The sequence below is a fragment of the Rhizobium sp. CB2179 genome (genome assembly GCF_057653455.1).
Genome location: NZ_CM172781.1, coordinates 4,231,548 through 4,253,845 on the forward strand (window position 1 = coordinate 4,231,548; position 22,298 = coordinate 4,253,845).

Annotated in this window: 24 protein-coding genes; 13 read left to right on the plus strand and 11 right to left on the minus strand. The window is 61.5% G+C overall.

Annotation, left to right across the window (positions count from 1 at the left end):
* Positions 1–53: 53 nt before the first annotated feature.
* Positions 54–1,856, plus strand: coding sequence for an adenine deaminase (locus AC244Q_RS20850; protein WP_113546768.1), 1,803 nt, complete (start codon positions 54–56; stop codon positions 1,854–1,856).
* Positions 1,857–1,931: 75 nt separating this feature from the next.
* Here AC244Q_RS20850 and AC244Q_RS20855 read toward each other — a convergent pair whose 3' ends face one another.
* Complete coding sequence (locus AC244Q_RS20855) at positions 1,932–2,189, minus strand: CrpP-related protein (protein WP_113546767.1); 258 nt, start codon at positions 2,187–2,189, stop codon at positions 1,932–1,934.
* A gap of 221 nt (positions 2,190–2,410) precedes the next feature.
* Between AC244Q_RS20855 and AC244Q_RS20860 the strand changes: the two genes are divergently transcribed.
* The 4 genes from AC244Q_RS20860 (at position 2,411) to AC244Q_RS20875 (ending at position 6,521) form a co-directional block, all read left to right on the plus strand.
* Positions 2,411–3,409: a TRAP transporter substrate-binding protein gene (locus tag AC244Q_RS20860; RefSeq protein WP_113546766.1), complete on the plus strand. Its 999-nt coding sequence runs from the start codon at positions 2,411–2,413 to the stop codon at positions 3,407–3,409.
* A gap of 94 nt (positions 3,410–3,503) precedes the next feature.
* Positions 3,504–3,968, plus strand: coding sequence for a TRAP transporter small permease (locus tag AC244Q_RS20865; protein WP_128406567.1), 465 nt, complete (start codon positions 3,504–3,506; stop codon positions 3,966–3,968).
* A complete protein-coding gene (locus tag AC244Q_RS20870; protein WP_113546764.1) occupies positions 3,965–5,251 on the plus strand; it encodes a TRAP transporter large permease in 1,287 nt (428 codons plus the stop codon). The genes AC244Q_RS20865 and AC244Q_RS20870 overlap by 4 nt, the downstream gene beginning before the upstream one ends.
* A 34-nt stretch (positions 5,252–5,285) precedes the next feature.
* On the plus strand, positions 5,286–6,521 hold the full coding sequence (locus tag AC244Q_RS20875) for an aspartate aminotransferase family protein (protein ID WP_113546763.1): 1,236 nt from the start codon (positions 5,286–5,288) through the stop codon (positions 6,519–6,521).
* Positions 6,522–6,613: 92 nt separating this feature from the next.
* Here AC244Q_RS20875 and AC244Q_RS20880 read toward each other — a convergent pair whose 3' ends face one another.
* From AC244Q_RS20880 to tsaD, 7 genes are all read right to left on the minus strand, one after another.
* Positions 6,614–7,471: a LysR substrate-binding domain-containing protein gene (locus tag AC244Q_RS20880; protein ID WP_128406566.1), complete on the minus strand. Its 858-nt coding sequence runs from the start codon at positions 7,469–7,471 to the stop codon at positions 6,614–6,616.
* A gap of 339 nt (positions 7,472–7,810) precedes the next feature.
* A complete protein-coding gene (locus tag AC244Q_RS20885; protein WP_113546762.1) occupies positions 7,811–9,490 on the minus strand; it encodes a glycoside hydrolase family 3 protein in 1,680 nt (559 codons plus the stop codon).
* Positions 9,491–9,570: 80 nt separating this feature from the next.
* The gene (locus AC244Q_RS20890) at positions 9,571–10,254 is read right to left on the minus strand and encodes a class I SAM-dependent methyltransferase (RefSeq protein WP_113546761.1); all 684 of its coding nucleotides are present in this window, start codon (positions 10,252–10,254) and stop codon (positions 9,571–9,573) included.
* Positions 10,251–10,682, minus strand: a complete 432-nt coding sequence (locus AC244Q_RS20895) for an EVE domain-containing protein (RefSeq protein WP_003543603.1) — start codon at positions 10,680–10,682, stop codon at positions 10,251–10,253. The genes AC244Q_RS20890 and AC244Q_RS20895 overlap by 4 nt, the downstream gene beginning before the upstream one ends.
* Before the next feature lie 2 nt (positions 10,683–10,684).
* Positions 10,685–10,978 carry a YciI-like protein gene (locus AC244Q_RS20900; RefSeq protein WP_012759318.1) on the minus strand — a complete coding sequence of 98 codons (294 nt, stop codon included), beginning with the start codon at positions 10,976–10,978 and terminating at the stop codon, positions 10,685–10,687.
* Positions 10,979–10,987: 9 nt separating this feature from the next.
* On the minus strand, positions 10,988–11,971 hold the full coding sequence (locus tag AC244Q_RS20905; protein WP_012759319.1) for an NAD(P)H-dependent glycerol-3-phosphate dehydrogenase: 984 nt from the start codon (positions 11,969–11,971) through the stop codon (positions 10,988–10,990).
* Complete coding sequence (gene tsaD, locus AC244Q_RS20910; protein ID WP_012759320.1) at positions 11,968–13,089, minus strand: tRNA (adenosine(37)-N6)-threonylcarbamoyltransferase complex transferase subunit TsaD; 1,122 nt, start codon at positions 13,087–13,089, stop codon at positions 11,968–11,970. The genes AC244Q_RS20905 and tsaD overlap by 4 nt, the downstream gene beginning before the upstream one ends.
* Before the next feature lie 72 nt (positions 13,090–13,161).
* Between tsaD and hemC the strand changes: the two genes are divergently transcribed.
* The 6 genes from hemC to AC244Q_RS20940 all read left to right on the plus strand — a co-directional run bounded on the left by hemC (position 13,162) and on the right by AC244Q_RS20940 (position 19,030).
* On the plus strand, positions 13,162–14,091 hold the full coding sequence (gene hemC, locus AC244Q_RS20915) for a hydroxymethylbilane synthase (RefSeq protein ID WP_113546760.1): 930 nt from the start codon (positions 13,162–13,164) through the stop codon (positions 14,089–14,091).
* A gap of 7 nt (positions 14,092–14,098) precedes the next feature.
* Positions 14,099–14,806, plus strand: a complete 708-nt coding sequence (locus AC244Q_RS20920; RefSeq protein WP_017995414.1) for a uroporphyrinogen-III synthase — start codon at positions 14,099–14,101, stop codon at positions 14,804–14,806.
* Positions 14,807–14,874: 68 nt separating this feature from the next.
* Complete coding sequence (locus AC244Q_RS20925; RefSeq protein WP_206641078.1) at positions 14,875–16,146, plus strand: COG4223 family protein; 1,272 nt, start codon at positions 14,875–14,877, stop codon at positions 16,144–16,146.
* Positions 16,147–16,150: 4 nt separating this feature from the next.
* A complete protein-coding gene (locus AC244Q_RS20930) occupies positions 16,151–17,785 on the plus strand; it encodes a heme biosynthesis protein HemY (protein WP_128406564.1) in 1,635 nt (544 codons plus the stop codon).
* Between the two features lie 17 nt (positions 17,786–17,802).
* Positions 17,803–18,288: a tellurite resistance TerB family protein gene (locus AC244Q_RS20935; protein ID WP_012759325.1), complete on the plus strand. Its 486-nt coding sequence runs from the start codon at positions 17,803–17,805 to the stop codon at positions 18,286–18,288.
* Complete coding sequence (locus AC244Q_RS20940; RefSeq protein ID WP_032996475.1) at positions 18,257–19,030, plus strand: glutamine amidotransferase; 774 nt, start codon at positions 18,257–18,259, stop codon at positions 19,028–19,030. Before AC244Q_RS20935 ends, AC244Q_RS20940 begins: the two co-directional genes overlap by 32 nt.
* Before the next feature lie 6 nt (positions 19,031–19,036).
* On the opposite strand, the gene AC244Q_RS20945 is transcribed toward AC244Q_RS20940, so the two are convergent.
* On the minus strand, positions 19,037–20,287 hold the full coding sequence (locus tag AC244Q_RS20945) for an MFS transporter (RefSeq protein ID WP_017995418.1): 1,251 nt from the start codon (positions 20,285–20,287) through the stop codon (positions 19,037–19,039).
* Positions 20,288–20,426: 139 nt separating this feature from the next.
* Here AC244Q_RS20945 and AC244Q_RS20950 point away from each other — a divergent pair, with 139 nt between their 5' ends.
* Both AC244Q_RS20950 and AC244Q_RS20955 read left to right on the plus strand, forming a co-directional pair.
* The gene (locus AC244Q_RS20950; protein ID WP_012759328.1) at positions 20,427–20,717 is read left to right on the plus strand and encodes a YggT family protein; all 291 of its coding nucleotides are present in this window, start codon (positions 20,427–20,429) and stop codon (positions 20,715–20,717) included.
* Complete coding sequence (locus AC244Q_RS20955; protein WP_012759329.1) at positions 20,714–21,025, plus strand: DUF167 domain-containing protein; 312 nt, start codon at positions 20,714–20,716, stop codon at positions 21,023–21,025. The genes AC244Q_RS20950 and AC244Q_RS20955 overlap by 4 nt, the downstream gene beginning before the upstream one ends.
* A 4-nt stretch (positions 21,026–21,029) precedes the next feature.
* Here the strand turns inward: AC244Q_RS20955 and ppa are convergent, their stop codons facing one another.
* Both ppa and AC244Q_RS20965 read right to left on the minus strand, forming a co-directional pair.
* The gene (gene ppa / locus AC244Q_RS20960) at positions 21,030–21,563 is read right to left on the minus strand and encodes an inorganic diphosphatase (RefSeq protein ID WP_012759330.1); all 534 of its coding nucleotides are present in this window, start codon (positions 21,561–21,563) and stop codon (positions 21,030–21,032) included.
* 201 nt (positions 21,564–21,764) lie between these two features.
* Positions 21,765–22,271 (minus strand): GNAT family N-acetyltransferase, encoded by a 507-nt coding sequence (locus AC244Q_RS20965; RefSeq protein ID WP_003543622.1) that lies wholly within the window; start codon positions 22,269–22,271, stop codon positions 21,765–21,767.
* Positions 22,272–22,298: the final 27 nt, after the last annotated feature.

Consider the following 22,298-nt stretch of genomic DNA (forward strand, 5'->3'; position numbering starts at 1 on the left):
GCGTTCCTTACAATCTCGCCAGTCCTCCCCCGAGCCCTGGAAATGAGGTTTACATGAGCACGCTTACCCGCTTCTCCGTTCAGCCGCTCTCGACCATGACCCGCCGTCTTGCCGATGTCGCCTCCGCTCGTCGCGAACCCGACCTGGTCATCCAGGGCGCACGCGTTTTGTCCACCTATTCGGAGCGCTTTCTCGACGGACGCGAAGTCTGGATTTCGGGGGGCCGCATTGCAGCCGTGAAGCCGGCCGGCAGCTACAGGGGCGCGAGCGCCAAGCTCTACGACGCCAGGGGCGGCATCATCGCGCCCGGTCTGGTCGATCCGCATATCCATATCGAATCCTCGATGGTGACGGCCTGCGCCTATGCCGAAGCGGCGCTCCTCAACGGCACGACGACGATCTTCTGTGACAGCCACGAGATCGGCAATGTCATGGACGTCGCCGGCGTCGAGGCCATGCTCGAGGATGCACGGCAGGCGCCGCTGTCGATCTTCCTGACCGTGCCGAGCACCGTGCCGGCGACGACGCCTGATCTGGAAACAGCCGGCGGCGACCTGACGCCGGACAAGATCGCCGCCCTGTTCGACAAATGGCCGGAAGCCGTGGCTCTCGGTGAGAAGATGGATTTCGTCCCCGTTGTCATGGGCGACGAGCGCAGCCATGCGATCCTAGCTGCAGCACTTGGGCGCGGCAAGCCGGTATCGGGCCATGTTTACGGACGGGAGTTCGTTGCCGCCTATGCCGCATCCGGCGTTACCGACACGCATGAAGCCATCGACCGCGACATTGCCGACGACCTGCTGGAAGCCGGCGTGTGGATCTTCCTGCGCGGCGGCCCGCCGACGACACCCTGGCATTCGCTGCCGCAGGCGATCAAGACGATCACCGAGCTCGGCGCCTCCCACAAGCGCGTCGCCGTCTGCACCGACGACCGTGATGCCGAAGATCTGCTCGCCTTCGGCCTGGACTGGGTAACGCGCGAAGCCGTGAAGTACGGCATGAGGCCGGAACAGGCCTGGGCAATGGGTTCGCTGCACGGCGCAACGCGGTTCGGCATGGAAGGCGAAATCGGCGGTCTGGGCGGCGGCCGCCGCGCAGACCTGGTGCTTCTCAGCGACGACCTTACGCCTGTTAGCACCTGGTATGGCGGCGAGCTCGTCGTCGACGGCAAGAAGATCACGCCGATCCTCGACGAAGCCCTGTCGAAACCGTACCGCTATCCGGATGCCGCCTACCACACGGTCAAGCTGCCAAAAAATCTCAAGCTGACACCGTACCTGCCGACGGAGACGGTCGTCGCTCATACGATCAAGACGGAGCTGCCTGGCATTACTCTCGGCCATGTCACCGTCACGCTGGAACCGGCCAATGACTGGCAAGCCCATTTCGACAAGCACGACCTCTGCTTCGTGACGGTGGTGGAACGTCACGGCAAGTCTGCCGGCAATGTCGCCCACGGACTGCTCAACGGCTTCGGGCTCAGACAAGGCGCTGTCGCATCCTCGGTCGGCCACGACAGCCACAACATCATCGTCGCCGGCACGAATGCGGCGGACATGCAGGTGGCGCTCGACGCGATCGAGGAAAAGCAGGGTGGCGTCTGTGTCGTCATGGACGGCAAGGTGACGGCCATGGTGCCACTCCCGATCGCCGGGCTTTTGTCCGACAAGCGCGTGCACCAGGTCGCCGACGAGGTAAAGGCCTTGAAGCTCGAATGGGAAAAGGCAGGCTGCACCATCGCCTATATGGGCTTCAACCTTATCCCGCTGTCGGTCATCCCGGAAATCCGGATAACCGACAAGGGCCTGGTGCGGGTGCCGGAAATGGTGATCTCGCCGCTCTTCGAAAAGGCCTGAACGCTGAGGTGCCGATCCTTCGCCGTGACGGGGCAAGAAAACCTAACTTGTCGCTAGCGAACACCATCAATAACGTTAGGCATCGAGCGCACGTTGTTTGGCAGTCGAGATCAACTCCTTGAAGTGCGCAGCAATCCTACCTTCGCGGCTAGCGTCCTCCGCTTCCCAACCGAACTTCCACGCGTCGTGGCGCGCAAGCCAATCCCCGAGAGCACCGGTATCACCAGTCGGCATCCTATGGGCGGCGAGGTATGGGTTTTCATGAGCCTTCAGGCCGAGCACCCGCGCTCTTGAGCCTGCTTCCTGTAAATCGATCAGCTCTTCAATTGTCATACGCGATCCCCCACGATGCCGGCGACGGTAGCATCGCAGTCCGCGCATGCAAGCGAATGCTAATTAATGGGTTAATTTGGGACAGTTGCGTGACAAGCGGCGCAGCATAACGATCTGATATAGCAACATAACGTTTCCTGATCGAAGACGTTGCTTTACCGATTGTACCCCTGAGAAAGGCCGCACATACTCTTGGTCATAACAATGACACAGAGGGTAACATGTTAGAATTCAATATCATGCGGGCTCACGCCGGTCGCCTTTCCATGTCCACCATCGCCGGCATCCTGTTGCTTTGCACCGGCCAAGCGAATGCCGAAACTCTTCGGCTCGCCCACGCGTCAAGCTCGAAGAGCCTCATTCAGGAGGCCGTCGTCATGTTCGCCGACAAGCTCGCCGGCGAAACCAAGGGCGGCCTTACCGTCCAGATTTTTCCAGATGGTCAGTTGGGCGATGAGGGACCGATCGCCGATGGTGTCGGTTCCGGCTCCATCGATATCGGGCTAGGCGGCGTTGCGGATGCGATCGATCCGAAGCTCAACGTCGTCACCTTGCCGTTCTTGTTTTCCGATGCAAAAGCGGCGCACGCCTTTCTCGACGGACCAATCGGGAAAAAGGTCTTCGATACGGGTGCCGACAACGGCTTCAAGATGCTCGGCGCGCTTGATTCCGGTTTCCGTCAATTTGCAACCGTCAGCAAATCAATCGCCACGCCGGAGGATATCAAGGGTCTGAAGCTGCGGACGCCGCCGAACCCCGTCATTCTTGCAACCATCGAACAGTTGGGTGCCCTGCCGCAATCGATTCCTTTCGGGGAAGTCTATACCTCGCTGCAATCGCATGTGGTCGACGGCGTGGAGCCGGAAATACGCGATTTCGCGGATCAGAAATGGTATGAGAGCGCGAAGTTCCTGTCTGTTTCGAACTATATCTGGACGCCGAATTACTGGTTCATGAATAAGGAGCGCTTTGACGCTCTGAGCCCGGAAAACCAGGCTGCGGTGACCAAAGCAGTCGAAGAGACGACGATCTGGTACCGCGGAAAACTCGACGAGGTCTATGCCCAGGTCATTGAGGACCTCAAGTCGAAGGGCGTCACCGTAACGACGGTGGACACGACACCCTTCCGTGCGATGGTTGATCCTGTCTATGTGAAATTCGGGGCGGAATGGGGCGACGATCTGGTGTCGTCCGTGCGCTCGGCAGCAGCCGGAAAATAGGCAATGCCTGCGGCGAGGATTCGATCGGTCCCCTGACGTGTCCTTGCCGCATTCGTTGCCTGTGCAGCCACGTCCTCCTTTGATGGAAAGCCCCATGAAACGCCTCGCTTCTTCAGCGGTCTTCGTGATGACGATCGTTGGTGTCCTCGTTGTCGTCGCCCTAATCCTTTCTACCGGGCTTGGTGCCGTAGGCCGGTATCTCGGTCTTTCCGGAATCACTTGGTCATTTGAAATGGTCGGTATCCTGTTCTTGTGGACGACCGCGATCGGTGCTGTTCTGTCGGAGGTCGCCGGCGAAAACGTTTCCATCGACGGCAACACGTCCACCAGTGGCCGGAACCGCTGGTTTCGCATCTATCACAATCTCATCCTGCTCACCGTTGCCGCCGCCTTTCTGAGGAGCGGCAAGGCCATGCTTGCGCGCACGGGATTTGTTCCGACCCCCGTTATGCGCGCGCCGAGTTGGACCGTTCAGAGCATCATCGTCTTCATGGGCGCCACTCTCGCCGTCATCGCCATTGCTCGTATTGTTTCGGCATTCCGGGAGCGTAGGCAATGACACTTCTGGTTCTCTTCGGCGTCTTTGCCATCACGCTCTACACTGGTGTGCCGGTCGCATGGTCGATCGCGTTTTCCACCCTTGTCGTCATTTATTTCGGCCTGGTTCCGCTCCCACCCTCCTGGTTTGCGCAACAGGTCTATATGGGAGCCGATTCCATTTCATTGGCGTCCATCCCGCTGTTTCTCGTCGCCGGCGGCATCATGAATGAGGGTGGCCTGACACGCCGGATCATCGACCTTGCCAATGACATGGTCGGATGGGTGCGAGGAGGATTGGGTGTCGTCAATGTCGCGACCTGCATGATTTATGGTGGTATCACCGGATCGGCCACGGCCGACACGGGTGCTGTCGGCGCCATCATGATCCCGGCGATGGCCGAACGGGGCTATCCAAGAGACTTCGCTGCAGCAGTTACGGCCGCGGCCGGCACGCTCGGCATCATCCTGCCGCCGAGCGTTGTGATGATCATGTACGGGGTCATAACGGATACATCGATTGGTGGGCTATTTGCAGCAGGCATCATTCCGGGTCTTATGTTGGCGGTCACATTCATGCTCACGGCCTGGTGGGTCGGGGTGAAGGAGAACTTTCCAAAGTCGGAGACCCGTCCGACCGTAACAAGCTTCAGCAAGCACCTTTTGCGGGCACTGCCTGCGTTAATGATGCCAATTGCGGTTCTCAGTTCCATGCTGAGCGGGCTTGCGACAACGACGGAGGCTGCTTTCGTGGCAGTGGTCTGGGCTCTTCTGGTCGGAGGCGTCCTCTACCGCGAAATTACCTTGGCTGGCCTTTGGAAGATCGGGGTGGAGACGGTGCGCATGACCGGCGCAATTATGATCATCATGGCTGTCTCGGTTCCATTCTCCTGGATATTGACCGTCGAACAGATACCGCAATGGACCGCCGGGCTCCTTCATGCTTGGGGAGCCGGTCCGACAATCACCATCCTACTGATTCTGGCGCTTCTGACCTTCGTCGGCACCTGGGCGGACCTTGGGCCTTCATTGATCATCCTCGCACCGATATTACATCCGATCGGCATCGAAGCCGGGCTTCAGCCCTATCAACTTGGTCTGATCTTCACCATGGCACTGGGTATCGGATTGTTCACGCCACCGGTGGGCACCAACATCTTCGTCGTCTGCAACGTCGCCAAGGTCGGCGTGAACGCGGTTACGCGCAGGCTTATCCCGTTCTTCATTACCAGCAACATCTGCCTCCTGCTCGTCGCCTTCATTCCGGAGACGACGGAATGGCTGCCGCGTTACTTCGGGTTCTAGGCCAGGTGCCGGCCGTTACGAATGGACAAACATTATGACGACACATCTGGTTGGGGGTATTTCCAGCGCCGGGCGAGCCCTGCCACCCTTGGACGGCAAGCCATTTATTACCGAACGATCGCAAGGAGCCTATATCTGGGACGACAGACAGCGCCAATATATCGATACGGCGCTCGGATTTGGGGCGACGGTGATTGGCCATGCGAATCCGCTGGTTGTCGAGGCCGTCACTGCCGCCCTGCGCAACGGGCCGATGCCGGCCTTTGCCCATGCTGGAGAGGAGGAAGCTGCCAGCGTGCTGACCGCTGCGACACGACACCTCTCGCGGGCGATCTTCACCAATACCGGTAGTGAGGCTGTTCATCTCGCTTGCCGGCTCGCTCGCGCTGCCACCGGCCGCTCCTATATCGCAAAAATGGCTGCCGGCTATGATGGCTGGTATGACGACGTCACGCTGGGCCAGGCGGGATCCGCCGATGCGGCAATGCTCACAAATGCAAGGCCGGTGCACGAGCGAACCACGCTGCTGCGCTTCAACGACTTCGATGACGTCGATCAACTGTTCGCGGAAAACAGTGGCATCGCTGCCGTCATCCTGGAACCGATGCTGGCCAATGCGGGATGCATCCCGGCAGCGCCCGGGTATCTTGCTCATGTGGAAGCGACGGCGCGGCGCCATGGCGCGCTTGTCATTCTCGACGAAGTGCTGATGGGATTTCGCACGCGTTTCGGGCTGACGGGGCATAGCATGGAGGTGGAAGCAGATCTGGCCACCGTCGGCAAAGCCATCGGCAGTGGCGTCGCCGTGGCCGCTGTCGTCGGTCGACCCGACCTCATGGCGCTTGCAGAAGAGGGTACAGTCAACCGCGCCGGGACTTACAGCGGCAATCCTGTGGCCACAGCCGCCGTCACCGCAACGTTTCAGCTTCTGAGAGACCTCGATTACGCTGCCTTGCTGGCGCGCGGCGAGCGGTTAAGGCATGGCATAAATTCAGCTTTTGCTAGTCATGGCAGGGCGGTTACAACCTCTGGGGAGGGGTCTGTGTTCACAATCTGGTTTGCCGATAGCCCGCCCTCGAACTACGCAGAGACGCTGGACAGGGCAAATGCCGTCATGACCCTCAAACTTCATGAGGCGCTGCGCCGCCGCGGGCTGTTGATCATGCCGTTTGCCTTCGGTCGTCTCTATCTTTCCGATGCCCACACCGATGGCGTTATCGACGACATGATCGCTATTTTTGAAGACGCCGCAAGAGACATGGCGGCTTAGCCAATTTGCTGTTTTGGGATCCTGAAAACCATATGCCTTGCAACTGGCCGTTTACCGGATCGCGACCCTGATCACGGCGACAGTAGATAGTGTCAAAGCTGCTGAAAATGCGAGCGGACGAAGCTGGCGACCGTGCGAACAGCGGCGCGCGCGCCATGTGGAACGAGAAGGGCGATCTCAAGCGGTTTCAGCAACGGCAGGCCGTCGTCTTCCGCGGTCAGACGGCGGTGTCGCGACGCGACAACCGAGGCCGGCAAAGCTGTAACCGCGGCACCCGCATCCAGCGCCGCCTGAATCGACGGCAGATGTGAGGATGTCCATGCTGCTCGCCATCCGATGCCGGCCTGGGTGAGAGCGTGGACGATATGGGGCCGTGCCCGACAATCTTTCTCTGGAAACAAGGCAAGAGGGAGAGGCCGCTGCCGCTCAATCTGCCCATCTGGAGGTCCGCACCAGACCAGCGGCTCGCGACGCAGCAACTCGCCGACGATCGAATCCGGTGCACGAGTGATGATAGCGAGATTGATAGTGCCGTGTTCGACCATCGCCTCGAGGGAGCGGGAGAAGTCGCACTGGATCTCGACTTGGATACGGGGATTGGCGCGCGAAAACTCTTCGATCAAAGGCTTGCCAAACAGCTCGATGTAGTCGTCCGGCATTCCAAGACGGACATAGCCGCGCATGGCACCTGGATCGAGCGCTGCCAGCGCCTCGTCCTCGATCGCAATGATACGGCGGGCATAGCCAATCAGGATCTCGCCTGTTTCAGTCAGGTGCACGCCGCGTCTTGTCCGGTCAAACAGCTTCCGCCCGATCTGTTCTTCAAAACGGGCGATGATGAGACTGACGGTCGCTTGCGACTTGCCGATCCTCGTCCCTGCTGCAGTAAAGCCACCGGCGTCGGCCACTGCCACGAAGGTCGCGAGCGCATCTGTGTCGAAGTGCTGCATTTTGAACCTTGGAACTCGCTGTGGGACGTGCGGCGATCTGATCGTTCCGACTAAGCGAGCTTCACCAAAAGACCGCCGGACTGCAGATATCATTCTCCCTTTCCTCAAGTGAGTAAAGCGCTGGCCATGATGCGAACACGCCGACGCGCGCGGACGTCCAACGATGAGATCACTCGCTACAAGGCAGTCGGAACGGCGTTGGCTGATCTTGCCGCCACGATGGTGTATGAAGCCGCCTTTGATCGCCGGCTGACATCTTCTGGTCGGGGCGATCGCGAATGATCGGAACGCGCCTGTTGCCCCGTTCCAATAGGCCGGCAGCCTCTGCTCCCGACGACTTCAATAGCGCGCATCTTCAAGGCCACAGAAAGGGTCTACCGGGTTGGTACCGAGGAAGGGCTTGCGACCGAGCATACAATCAACGACGGCTTCCTGGACGCTGTCCATGGTGGAGTACGCATTGATATAGGCCGGTACGCGCGGCGCATCGTAAAGGTGATAGGGATGCCCAAAGGAGATCATTACGGAGGGAATATTCGTCCAGGGTCGGTACATGGCCTTGAAGAGGCCTCCACCACCCATCCTATGCCAGTCGACGAATATCCGACCTCGCACGAGTAGCGACTCGTCGCCTAGCGCGTAGAGGACGAGGTCGAAGTCGTCGGGGGTCGGCACGATGTCCGGTCGGTCGATCGTGACTTCGAAACCTTCCTTCCGCAACAGCGCGGGTAGCAAGAATTCCAGTGGCTGCGGCATGAGCGGATGAATGATGCCGCCGTCGACCAGCAGCACGCGCTTTGTTTTCGCCGGATCGAGCGGAAAGATACCATTGACGTCCTTCACAAGCGTAGGCGAGCGGCCGATGTATTCCCTTGATGCTGCGACATTGTCTGGATGCGCAAGCAGGTGGCGCGCTTCCGCCGCATCGGGGAGGACGTCTGACGGTTGAAAAAGTTTGAGATGGGCCTTGAGCGCCAGCACGCGAAGAACCGCTTCCTCAAGTCGTTCCGGAGTAATTCGCCCATCTTCGATGGCACCCTTGACCGCCGCCATATCCTGCTCAGGTTCATCGCTGAAGAGGATCATGTCGCAGCCATTTGCGATGATATCAGGCAGCGTATCGAGGTGGTGGCCCCAGGCGGACAGCCCTCCCATGGGTGTCGCGTCAGAGACGATGATGCCATTGAAGCCGAGTTCGTCTCGGAGAAGATCAACGTTCAGCAACCGGGAAACCGAGGCCGGTCGGAAGGCTTCAAGCCCGGCATCTGGCATCTTCGATCGAACATAGGCCGGAAGGGAAATGTGCCCGCTCATGATTGCCAACACGCCTTCGGCGATCAACGTTCCATAGAGCCGACCGAAGGTTTCCTTCCACTCGTCCATGGAAAGCGGATTGGTCGTCGTAACGAGGTGCTGATCGCGGTCGTCATATCCCTCGCCCGGCCAGTGCTTTGCGGTGGCGGCAACGCCATTTCGTTGGAGACCGTGAACATGGGCAACCGCGTGCCGCTCAATCTTGTTGACATCGGAGCCGTATGAGCGCGTACCGACAATCGGCGATCGGAACGCGTTATTTATATCGATGACTGGCGTGAAGGACCAGCGCACGCCCATCGCGCGGCCCTCGCGTGCCAGGATTTCCGAGCTTTTCTCGGTCGCCTGAACGTCGTCGACGGCGGCAAGGCCAAGTTGGCCCAGCACCGGAGTGCCGAAAGCGAAGGAATGACGGCTGCCTTCGAGGTCTGCGCTGATGATGGGCGGGACTTTGCTCTTGGCCACGAGGTCAGAGATGACCCGCCGCTCGAACTCGAGGTCAGCCGTGAAGAAGCGGGTTACGCCGCCCGGCCTTAGTGAAGCAATGCGTTTGAAATCCTCCTCATCCGTCCCGATCATGATCAAGGTGAAGAGTTGGCCGATCTTGTCATCAAGATCGAGCGAGGCATAGACATCGCGGATCCAGGATATCGCAGCGTCGTCGAGGTTGAACGGCGCTTTGCGAAGCTCGTCGTAGATCGTCATAAGTTCCCCCGTTGATCAACGCTCTGCGGATAGCCCGTGTGAATATGCACGCTATCCCGTCATAAGCCAGCTCGGTGATGTCAGGCTAAGTTCGTCGGGAACATTTTGGATATCTCGTGCCGAGCGAAGCGCCACACCGTCGTCTTCTTGATTTCGCTGTCCTCCAGCGCCCGCGTTACCGGCACCTCATAAACCGCGCAGAATTCCAGCCGATCCCGCGGCAGGTAACTGCGTCCGGGATCGCCTACCAGCACCCACTTGCCGTCAGCTGCCAGCTTTGCGAACCAGGGAACGAGCGCATCGGCGAAAGCGCGGTCGTAGAAGACGTCGCCGGCAAGCACGATATCCGTATCGACGGCCTGCCCGATCAGATCGGCGCCGGTAAATCCGAGTGAAACGTGATTGGCCTCGGCATTCAGCCGGACTGCCGTCTCCGCCCAGGGATCGATATCGCTAGCCATGACCTCCCGGGCACCGGCCATCACAGCCGCAATGCCGACAAGGCCGGAACCGCTGGCGAAATCAAGCACGCGCTTGCCGCGCACCGCTTCCGGATGATCGAGAACGTAGCGCGCCAGTCCCTGGCCGCCCGCCCAGGCAAAAGCCCAGAAGGGCGGCGGCAGGCCGATCGCCTCCAGCTCCTCCTCCGTCTTCAGCCAGAGTTCATGCGCCTCACTCGCCAGATAGAGCGAAATCTCCGGCACATGCGGTGGCGGCATCAGGCTGGTGTTGGCGCGGATAAAAGCTTGCGGATCAGTCTTCAACGCGGCGGGTTGTCCAGTCCGCCCATGCGGCAGACTTCGAGATATTCTTCCTCGGTGACCGGCTGTACCGAAAGCCGCATCGAGGTGACGAGCGCCATCTTGGCGAGCTTCTCGCTCGCCTTGACATCCTTCAGCGTCACCGGCTTCGGCACGTCCATGACGGCGCGGATGTCGACGCAATCCCACTTCGGATCGCCCTTGGCGGAAGAATCGGGATGCGACAGGGCGCAGACTTCGACGATGCCGACGATCTCCAGTCCATCATTGGAATGATAAAAGAACCCTTTGTCGCCGATCTGCATCGCCCGCATGTTGTTGCGCGCCAGATAGTTGCGGACGCCGGTCCATTCCGTGCCCTTTTCGCCGGCAGCCTTCTGCTGCTCCCAGGACCAGGAGGCGGGTTCGGATTTATAGAGCCAGTGCGCCATGCTCACGCCTCCGGTTTGTTGAAGACCCAGTTATAGGCCTTGACGTCGACGCTTTCGAATAGTCCGGCCTTGGCATAGGGATCGGCATCGGCAAGCGCACGCGCCGCCTCTTTCGATTCCGCTTCGACGATGATCAGGCTGCCGCAGGGCTTGCCGTCGTCATCGAGAAACGGGCCGGCGATCTTCAGCTTACCCTCGGCATTCAGCTTGTTCAGATGCTCGATATGCGTCGGACGCGTATCCATGCGCACGTTCAGGTGTCCCGGTTTGTCCTTGCAGAGAAGGGCGAAAAGCATGTCTGTCTCCTATTCGGTGGTGATCGGACGCGTCATCAGCTGCTCTATCGCCTCTGATATATCGAGCTTGCCGTCAATGATGGCGGAAATGGCATCGGTGATCGGCATGCTGACCTTCAATTCCGCCGCAAGCCGCGAGGCGACGGAGGCGGCAAACGCGCCTTCCACCAGCGCACCCTGCAGGGGATCGGTCTTTTCGCCGCGCCCGAGCGCGATGCCGAAGCGCAAGTTTCGCGATTGATGGCTTGTTGCCGTCAGCACCAGATCGCCGAGGCCGGAAAGCCCGCGCACCGTATCCGCCTGGCCACCCTTGGCGACGACGAAACGCGACATCTCGGCAAGCCCGCGCGCAATCAGCGCCGCACGCGCCGAATCACCGATGCCACGGCCTTCAACGATGCCGCAGGCGATCGCCAGCACATTCTTCAGCGCGCCGCCAAGCTGCACGCCGATCCGGTCGTTGGAGGCATAGAGCCGGAAGGTCCGGCCTGATATGGCCTGAGCCAGCCGCTCCGCGATCTCCATGTCGGCTGCCGCAATCGCCATCGCCGTCGGCAAGCCCTTGGCGATATCGGCGGCAAAACCCGGGCCGGAGAGCACGGCGACCGAATGGTCCGGCAGTTCCCGTTGCAGCATGTCGGTCAAAAGATTGCCGGTCGCCCGTTCAATACCCTTGGCACAGGTAACGACGACAGCATCCTTGGTTAGATAAGGGCCGTATTGCCGTGCCGCATCGGCCTGCGCCTGCGACGGCATCGCAAAAAGCACGATGGAGGCACCAGCGATCGCATCCGCCTCGGCGGAAAATTCCAGCGTATCGGGCAGGAGAATGCCGGGCAGCACCGCATCATGCAGCCGTTCGCTCTTCAGATCGGCAATCAGCGCCGGATTACGCCCGACGAGTGTCACGGCGCTGCGGCCGGCAAGCGCGATGACGGCGGCAAGCGCCGTGCCGAAAGCCCCCGATCCGACGACGGCGATGTTTTCCCTCATGCCTTGGCCCCTCGTTTTCCAAAGCCGATCAGCGTTTCCGCATTGGAATCGAGCGGCCATCGCGAACGCGGCTGCACGTCGAGCGTATCCGGTGCGGCACCGGTCGCCATCCGTTCCAGTCCTGCCCAGGCGATCATCACGGCGTTGTCGGTGCAGAGGTGCAGCGGTGGCGCGACGAAGCGGAAGCCGTTCTTGTCGCACAGTGCCTGCAGTGTGCCGCGCAGTTCGAGATTGGCGGCGACGCCGCCGGCAACGACGAGCGCCGGCTTTTCGCCAGTCGCTGGGCCAGTGGCAGGGAATGTCGCGGGAATTTCCGTCTTGAACCGCTGCAGGCCACGGCCGATACGGTCCTTCAGCGTCCGCGAAACCGCCTTCTGGAACGAGGCGCAGATATCCGCCACGTCCTGATCGCTGAGCGGCGCGATATCCTGCGCCGCCTGCCGCACTGCCGTCTTCAGGCCGGAGAAGGAGAAGTCGAGCCTTGCCTCGCCGACCAGCGGCCGCGGAAAATCGAAGCGATCGGGATTGCCGTCCCGCGCCATCCGCTCCACCGCCGGGCCGCCGGGATAGGGCAGGCCGAGCAGCTTTGCCGTCTTGTCGAAGGCTTCGCCCAGCGCATCGTCGATCGTCGTGCCCCAGCGTTCGTATTGCCCGACACCGCGCACCAGGATGAGCTGGGTATGGCCGCCGGAGACGAGCAGCATCAGATAGGGAAAGGAAAGCCCGTCCGTCAGCCGCGCCGTCAGCGCATGACCTTCGAGATGGTTGATCGCATAGAGCGGCTTGCCGGCAGCTCTGGCGATCGCCTTGCCGGTCATCAACCCCACCAGCAGCCCGCCGATCAGCCCCGGCCCCGACGTGGCGGCTATGGCGTCGACATCATCGAGCGACACATTGGCGCGGTTCAGCGCCTCCTCGATCAGCTCGTCCAGCGCTTCGACATGGGCGCGTGCGGCGATCTCGGGCACCACGCCGCCATAGGCGCTATGTTCGTCGAGTTGGGAAAGCACCACGTCCGACAGCACGTTGGAATGCCCCTCAGCATCGCGCTCGACGACCGCCGCGGCGGTCTCGTCGCAGCTCGTTTCGATGCCAAGGATGCGCAGAAAGGGAACCATGAAGCCTGTTCGTTGATTGCGATGGGATGGAAACCCGTTTACGAGAACTCCGGTAACAACGGAATAGAACGGATGCAAACAAAACCTTTCCGGATCGGCACGCGGGGCAGCCCGCTGGCGCTTGCCCAGGCGCATGAGGCCCGCGACAGGCTGATGGCGGCGCATCATCTGCCCGAGGACATGTTCGAGATCGTCGTGCTGACGACCAAGGGCGACCGCATCACCGACCGGTCGCTGGCCGAGATCGGCGGCAAGGGGCTGTTCACCGAAGAGCTCGAACAGAAGCTTGCCGCCGGCGAGCTCGATTTCGCCGTGCATTCCGCCAAGGATATGGCGACGAAGTTGCCTGAGGGGCTTTATCTGTCCGCCTATCTGCCGCGCGAGGATATCCGCGACGCCGTCATCGGCCGCACCGCGCGCAAACTGATCGACCTGCCGCATGGCGCCACCGTCGGTTCATCCTCGCTCCGCCGCCAGGCGCTGATCCGCCGCATGCGGCCTGACATCAACGTCATCACCTTCCGCGGCCTGGTCGAAACCCGCCTGCGCAAGCTCGAAGAGGGCGAGGTTGATGCCACCCTGCTGGCGCTTGCCGGCCTGAAGCGTCTCGGCAAGGTCGACGTGCTGACCGATATCCTCGATCCCGATACCTTCCCGCCGGCGCCGGCGCAGGGAGCGATCTGCATCGAAAGCCGCATCGGCGATGCGAGGGTCGACGATCTGCTGGCGCCAGTTAACGATGGCCCGACTTTCGACACCGTCTCCTGCGAACGTGCCTTCCTCGCCGCGCTCGACGGCTCCTGCCGCACGCCGATCGGCGGTTATGCCGTCTGCGAAGGCGACCTGATCCGGTTCTCCGGCCTCATCATCACCCCCGACGGCCGTGACCAGCATGCGGTGACGACTGACGGCCACCGCCGCGATGCGGCGGCACTCGGCACCCGCGCCGGCCAGGACGTGCGCGCCAGGGCCGGCAGCGCCTTTTTCGACGACTGGCACTGAAGCGGCCATGCGTGTGCTCGTCACCCGCCCCGCGCATTCGGCCGAGCGAACAGCACAACGTTTGCGCGATTTGGGCCATGAGCCCTTGCTGCTGCCGCTGCGTCAGCCGCTGCACGACAGCGCCGCAGCCGCAGGCGCGCTTGCAGCCACCGGCAGCGCAATCGCGGTGACCAGTGCCGAAGCCATCAGGGTCCTCTCCGCGCTCGGCGAGCAACTTCACCCGCATCTCGCCCGTCCGCTTTTTGCGGTCGGCGAAACGACGGCGGAAGAAGCGCGCAGCCTCGGCTTCCGATCGGTCGCCTCATCCCAAGGCAATGGCCGCGATCTCGCCGATCTCGTCGCGACGCAGGGAGCGGACGGGTTGCTTTATCTTGCCGGCATGCCGCGCGCCGAAACTTTCGAAGCAGGATTGCGCGAACTCGGCATCCGCTTTTCTATCGCCGAATGCTATCGCATGCAGCCGATCGTTCCCGGCCAGCCCGAGATCGAAGCGATTTTCTCAAGGTCTCGTCCTGAGGCCATTCTCTTCTATTCCCGGCAGACGGCCGAGGATTTCTTTCGCGTGCCGGAACTGCGATCAGCCGTGCCGGAACACAGCGGAATCCGCATTCTCTGCCTTAGCGAGGCCGTTGCGGAGGCCATTCCAGCGGCTTTGAAAAAAAGCGTCGAGATTTCACCGATGGCGGATGAGAAAAGTCTTCTGTCGCTGCTTTGAATGCTCTAACCGCCCAAATTTGATCTAACCTCTTCCCTTAACTGGCATCACTGTCTAGTTTCGTTGCAATGCAGGATAAAGAGGACCTCATGGTATCGGGAAACCCGCCACGCCATTCGAAGAGCGCCGACGAACCGGTCACGATCGACCTCGATGCACAGGAATTCGCCGCTGCGGCCGATACCGAAAAACCGGTGAACAATGAAACTGCCGACGCCGACAGCACCGCTGCCGCCGATGTCGGCCTGCCGCCCGAAACCGAGACTGCGTCGCATGCCGAAGATGAAGAGAAGCCTGTGATGGAGGCCCCGGAGGAGGAACCGGCAGCCCCAGAACCGTCCTTTACCCCTCCTCCCGAACAGCCTGCGCCAAAGAGCGCCGGCACCTCCGGTCTCATTGCCGCGGGCATCTTCGGCGGCCTCGTGGCGCTGCTTGGCGCCGGCGCCATCCAGTATGCCGGTTACCTCCCAGGCTCCTCCGCACCGCAGACGACCTCGCCGGAGACGGCCAATCTTGCCGGTGAGATCGACGGCCTGAAGCAGTCCGTCGCCAACCTTGCCGCCAATCCGGCGAGCACAGATGACGGCGAGCTTGCGAAACGCGTCGCTGCGCTGGAAACGGCTGCAAAAGCTCCCGCAGCCGGCGCACCGGCCGATTCCGCAAATGTCGAGGCACTCAACCAGAAGATTGCGGAGCTGACCGGTCAGGTCGACCAGCTGCGCTCTACGCTTACCCAGTCATCCGAGCAGCAGACGACGAACGGCGCCGATATCGCCAAGCGCCTCGAAGAGGCCGAAAAGAAGCTGAACGAGCCGCGCGAGGACGTCGCCGTTGCCCGGGCGATCGCGGCTGCCGCCCTGAAGGCGGCGATCGATCGCGGTGGCCCGTTCCTGGCCGAACTCGACACTTTCGCCGGTGTCGCACCCGACGATCCAGCCGTCGCCGACCTTAGAGCCTTTGCCGAAACCGGCATTCCCTCACGCACCGAGCTGGTGGGCGAGGTTCCCGATGTCGCCACCGCGATCGTCGAAGCCGTCAACCAGCCGGACCCCAATCAAACCTGGTCGGACCGGCTGATGTCGAGTGCCAAGTCGCTGGTGAGCGTCCGTCCCGTCGGCAATATCGAGGGCGAAAGCGTCGAAGCCATTGCCGCCCGCATGGAGGAGAAGGTGAAGAACGGCGACCTGCCCGGTGCTTCCGCCGAATGGAACAACCTGCCGGCTCTCGGCAAGCAGGCCTCCGCCGCCTTCAAGCAATCGCTCGAAGCGCGCATCCGCGTCGAGGAACTGGTCGGCGGGGCGCTGTCGAAAGCGGTCTCCGGCACCGGCAAGGAGGGATGAGGCCATGCTGATCCGCCTTGTCGTCTTCGCCCTCTTCGTGCTGCTTCTTGCCTATGGCTTCTCCTGGCTCGCCGATCGTCCCGGCGACCTCTCGCTGATCTGGGAAGGCCAGATCTACCAGACGAAGCTGATCGTCGCCGCCAGCGCGATCATCGCCCTCGTCGCCGCCGTCATGATCGCCTGGTGGTTCGTCCGTCTCGTCTGGACCTCGCCGCATTCGGTGACGCGTTATTTCCGCGCCCGCAAGCGGGACCGCGGTTATCAGGCGCTGTCGACCGGCCTGATCGCTGCCGGCGCCGGCAATGCGCTGCTCGCCCGCAAGATGGCTGCCCGCTCGCGCGGCCTGATCCGCGCCGATCAGGAACCGCTGATCAACCTGCTCGAGGCTCAGGCCGCCTTGATCGAAGGCCGCCATGATGAGGCACGCGCCAAGTTCGAGGCCATGGCCAACGATCCCGAGACACGCGAACTCGGTCTGCGCGGCCTCTATCTGGAAGCCCGCCGTCTCGGGGCCAACGAGGCCGCCCGCCAATATGCCGAAAAGGCTGCCGACAACGCGCCATATCTTCCCTGGGCCGCACAGGCGACGCTCGAATATCGCAGCCAAGCCGGCCGCTGGGACGATGCGATCCGCCTGCTCGAACAGCAAAAGGCTGCCCGCGTCGTCGAGAAGTCCGAAGCCAACCGTCTGCACGCCGTCCTTCTGACGGCGCGCGCCGGCGAGAAGCTGGAAAGCAACCCGACGGGTGCCCGCGACGATGCGCTGCAGGCGCTGAAGCTTGCCGCCGATTTCATTCCGGCAGCCCTCATTGCCGCAAAAGCGCTGTTTCGCGAAGGCGGCGTGCGCAAGGCCGCCTCGATCCTCGAACAGGCATGGAAATCCGCACCTCATCCTGAGATCGGCCAAGCCTATGTCAGGGCCCGCAGCGGCGATTCCACGCTCGACCGGCTGAAGCGCGCCGAGCGGCTGGAAGGGCAGCGCCCGAACAACGTCGAATCCCTTCTCGTCGTCGCCCAGGCAGCCCTCGACGCGCAGGAATTCGCCAAGGCGCGCGCCAAGGCGGAAGCGGCAGCCCGCATGCAGCCGCGTGAAGCCGCCTACCTGCTGCTGGCCGACATCGAAGAAGCCGAAACCGGAGACCAGGGTCGCGTGCGCCATTGGCTGGCCCAGGCGCTCAAGGCGCCGCGCGATCCGGCCTGGGTTGCAGACGGCTTCGTGTCCGACAAGTGGCTGCCGGTATCGCCGGTGACCGGCCGTCTCGATGCCTTCGAGTGGAAGGCGCCCTTCGGCCAGATCGAGGGTGCGCTCGAAGACGGTTCGGCGCCGGCCGCGATCGAAACGGCTTTGAAGACGTTGCCGCCGCTGCGTGACGTCAGGCCGGAAAGCCCGGTTAACGACCATCGCATCATTGAGCTGGAACGCGCCGCGACGATTGCCGAGGCTGTGCGCCCCACACCAGCACCGGCACCAGCACCAGCACCGACATCGGCAAAACCGAAACCCGTCGAACCGGCCGTAAGCGATAAGGCGCCCGCACCGAGCGAGGCAAAACCTTTCTTTGGCGGACTGCCGGATGATCCCGGCGTTCGCGATCCCAGGGTGGAACCGGAACCCAAGACACGGCTCCGCCTTTTTTGAAATGGAACGAAAACCGCATGTTCGAACGCTTTCAGGCATTCTTCCAGAATCTCACCGCCGACCACCCGAAGAAAGGTTTTGCCCCTGATGATCCCCGCATCGCAGTGGCAGCGCTCTGCATGCAGGTCATGGAGGCCGACGGTCAGATCAAAGCCAGCGAAAAGAAGCGGCTGCGCAAGCTTCTGAAGGAGCAGTATGCACTCGACGGCAAGCAGCTCGATGCTCTGATAGCCGCCGGCCTTGAGGCCGAAAGCTCCGCCGTCGACTATTATCGCTTCACCGCCGACCTGAAACGCCATCTCAATACCGAGCAACGCCTCGAGCTGATCGGCGTCCTCTGGGACATCGTCTATGCCGATGGCGAGCGCAGCGAGATGGAAGACCATGTGATCTGGCGTATCGCCGATCTGCTCGGCGTCTCCTCGCGCGAGCGCATCCAGAAGCGGCAGGAGGCCGCCGCCAGGGTGACAGATGTCCAGGTTGCGCAAGATGATACCGACTGAGCAAAACCTGAACCGCGACGGGCGCCCGATCCTCATCGTCCTGCATCAGGAGCGGTCGAGCCCTGGCCGTGTCGGCCAATTGCTCGTCGAAAAGGGCTACCGCCTCGATATCCGTCGCCCGGTTCTCGGCCAGCCGCTTCCGACAACACTTGAAGACCATGCCGGCGCCGTCGTCTTCGGCGGGCCGATGAGCGCCAATGATCCCGATGACTTCGTCAAGAAGGAGATCGACTGGATCGATGTTCCGCTGCGGGAAAAGCGCCCCTATCTCGGTATCTGCCTCGGCGCGCAGATGCTGGTGCATCATCTCGGCGGCAAGGTGCAGTCGAATGCCGACGGCTCGACGGAAATCGGCTGGTATCCGCTGCACCCGACCGAGAAGGGTCGCCTGCTGATGCACTGGCCGAAGATGGTCTATCATTTCCACCGCGAGGGCTTCGAGCTGCCACGTGGCGCCGACCTCTTGGCCGAAGGCGATGCCTATCCGAACCAGGCCTTCCGCTACGACGGCAACGCCTGGGGCCTGCAGTTCCATGCCGAACTGACTCGGGTGATGATGCATCGCTGGGTCGTGCATGGCGCCCATCGCTTCATCCTGCCGAACGCCCAGCAAGGCCGCGAACATCTCGAAGGCCGCATGCTGTTCGACGCACCGCTAAAAGCCTGGCTGACCGAATTCCTCGACATCGTTTTCGAGGGAAAGGCGGCGAAGGCGACGTCTTCTATCGCTCTTCGCGCGTAACCTTCCTCAAATCGATTCCGACGATGCGCTGGGCGCGTCGAGCGTATCGATCCCACGCAGTTTGGGGAAACTCGACGCCCAGATCGCCGCCACGACAAGCGTTCCGATCCCGCCGATGACGACCGCCGGCACCGCACCGAAGAGCGCCGCCATCGTGCCCGCCCTGAATTCCCCAAGCTCGTTCGAAGCGCCGACGAAGACCATGTTGACCGCATTGACGCGGCCGCGCAGCTGATCCGGCGTCCAGAGCGCAATCAGGCTCTCGCGCACATAGACCGACACCATGTCGGCCGCCCCCATCAGCGCCAGCGCCGCGATCGAGACCTCGGTATTGGTCGATATGCCGAAGATGATCGTTCCGACGCCGAACAGGGCGACACCGATGAACATGTAGATGCCGGCGCGATGTCTGAGCGGATAGGCGGCCAGGAAGATCGCCATGACGATGGCGCCAAGTCCGGGTGCGGCGCGTAGCAGTCCGAGCCCCCAGGGCCCGAGGGTGAGGATATCACGTGCAAAAATCGGCATCAGCGCCGTGGCCCCGCCGAGCAGCACGGCAAAGAGATCGAGCGAGATCGCCCCGAGCACCACCTTTTCGGCGCGGATGAAACTGAAGCCGCCGAGGATCATCGCCCAGCTCTTGGTCTCGCCCGTCGTCTTCTGCACCGGCTTCGGGATCATGTAGAGAAGGGCCGCACCGAGCACGGAAAAGATCACCGCCACCGTATAGGCGGTCGGCGCGCTGACACCGTAAAGCAGACCGCCGAGCACCGGCCCGGTGATTGCCGCGAGCTGCCAGGACGACGAATTCCAGGCGATCGCATTGGAGAGCGCCTCCTCCGGCACGAGATTGGGGGCCAGCGACTGCACTGCCGGCGACATGAAGGCGCGCTCGATGCCGAAGATCAAAAGCACCGCGAAGACAGGCAGCGGCGTAAAGCTTCCCATCAAAGTCATGACCAGCAGTGCCAGCGTGCAGAGCGCGCTCACAAGCGAGCAGAGTGCGGCGATCGCCCGGCGATTGTACCGGTCGGCCACCGAACCGGTGACGAGGATGAGCAGCAGCGACGGCAGGAACTGCACGAGACCGATCAAACCGAGATAGATCGCGCTGCCCGTCTGGTCGTACATCTGCCAGCCGACGGCGACGCTGACGATCTGCTGCGAGAAGGAAAGCAGGAAGCGCGCGAAGAAGAACCGCGTATAGGACGAGTGCCGGAACGCGGCAAAACGGTCTCCGGTGGGCGAAAACGACATGGAGGTTTTCCGAGGAGACGGGCGCCGGAATAGCGGCAAAGCCGCCCGTTAAACATGATTCACCGTGCGTTTCCACACGGCACTTGCTCGTTTAGTCGCCAATGTCTACATGTCTGTCAACAACGAATTGGAGACGATGATGTTTGCGCTGTTTCAAACCATTGATTTGGCTTTGAATATTTACACCTGGATCCTGATTGGCAGTGCCATTTTTTCCTGGCTCTATGCCTTCAATGTTATCAATTCCAGCAATCAGTTCGTCAATTCGGTCGGCACATTCCTCTATAATGTCACCGAACCGGTGCTGAAGCCGATCCGCCGCCTGCTGCCGAACCTTGGCGGCATCGACATTTCGCCGATCATCCTGCTGCTGATCATCTTCTTCCTGCGCACCCTGCTTTGGACCACGCTGTACCCGCTGGTCGCTTGAGCCGTCCCTGGAGCCTTTTCGATGACCATCTTCGCCTCGCCGTCCGGCTGACACCGAATGGCGGGCGTGACGCTCTCGACGGCATTGAGGCCGACGGCGAGGGTGAAGCTTTCCTGAAGGCACGCGTCACTGCCGTGCCCGAGAAAGGCAAGGCCAACAAGGCCCTCATCCTGCTGATCGCCCAGTCGCTCCGCATCCCCAAATCCAGCGTCAGCCTTATCTCCGGCGACACGGCCCGCAAAAAAATCCTCCGGATCGACGGCGATCCGGAGGATTTGGTAAAAAAGCTTGAGATATTTTTAGGCTGAACGATCAGCCTTTCTTCTTGGCGCGCTCGACGGCTTCGAGGATGAGTTCGCCTGCTTCCTTGGAGTCGCCCCAGCCGAAGATCTTCACCCACTTGCCGGGTTCCAGATCCTTGTAGTGCTCGAAGAAGTGCTCGATCTGCTTCAGCGTGATCTCGGGAAGATCGGTGTAGTCCTTCACCTTCTCATAGCGCAGCGTCAGCTTCGGCGACGGCACGGCGATGATCTTCTCGTCCTTGCCGGAATTGTCTTCCATCTTCAGGACGCCGATCGGGCGCACATTGATGACGCAGCCGGGAACCAGCGGGCGAGTGCTGGCGATCAGGACGTCGATCGGGTCGCCGTCTTCCGACAGCGTGTGCGGCACGAAACCATAATTGCCCGGATAGGTCATCGGCGTATAGAGGAAACGATCGACCACCAGCGTGCCGGCTTCCTTGTCCATCTCATACTTGATGGGATGACCGCCGACCGGAACCTCGACGATAACGTTGACGTCCTCAGGTGGATTATTACCGATTGCAATGGCGTCGATGCGCATAAGAAGCTCCCGCGAGGTTGAATGTGCTGGCAGCCAGATAATCAGTTTCATGTGGCAACGCAACATCGCACAGCACCAATGCTTGACTGCACCGGGCCACATTCACATCAAAAGTTTCTAATAGGAGATAGGCGACCGCCGACTCCGGCGCCGCGCGTCTTTTCAGACGCCGAAGGGCACTGTGGCACTTTGAATCGCCGTTCAGCTCCAGATGAAGCCGATCTTCTTCAATTGCCTGTGGTCGAAACTTTCCATGCCTTCGCAGAAATCGACGCCGCCGTGATTGCGGTAGAAGTGGCTGGCGGTTTCGTTATCCTCGAGGCACCAGACGACCAGCCCGTTGCAGCCGAGCGACTTCAAGAGACGGCGCGCCTCGCCGAACAGCATCCTGCCAAGACCGATGCCCTGATACTCTGGCCGAAGATAGAGCTCGTAAATCTCGCCTTCCTGCGGCAGAGCGCGGGCCCGGTTGAGGCCGAGCGTCGCGTAGCCCGCGACTGTCCCGGCAACATCGAGAACCAGCAGCGTCGCCGGTCCGCGCGTTGCCTTGCGCCACCAGCTTTCGCCGCGCCGCTCGATCATCTGCGTCAGTGCGCGATGGGGAATGATGCCTGCATAGGTGTGTTGCCAGGCAAGCCTATGTGTTTCCGATATGGCTCGGGCATCTTGCGGCTCGGCCCGCCGGACATCGATCGACAACGTCTTCATAACGTTTACTCTGGTCCCGCCGAAGGC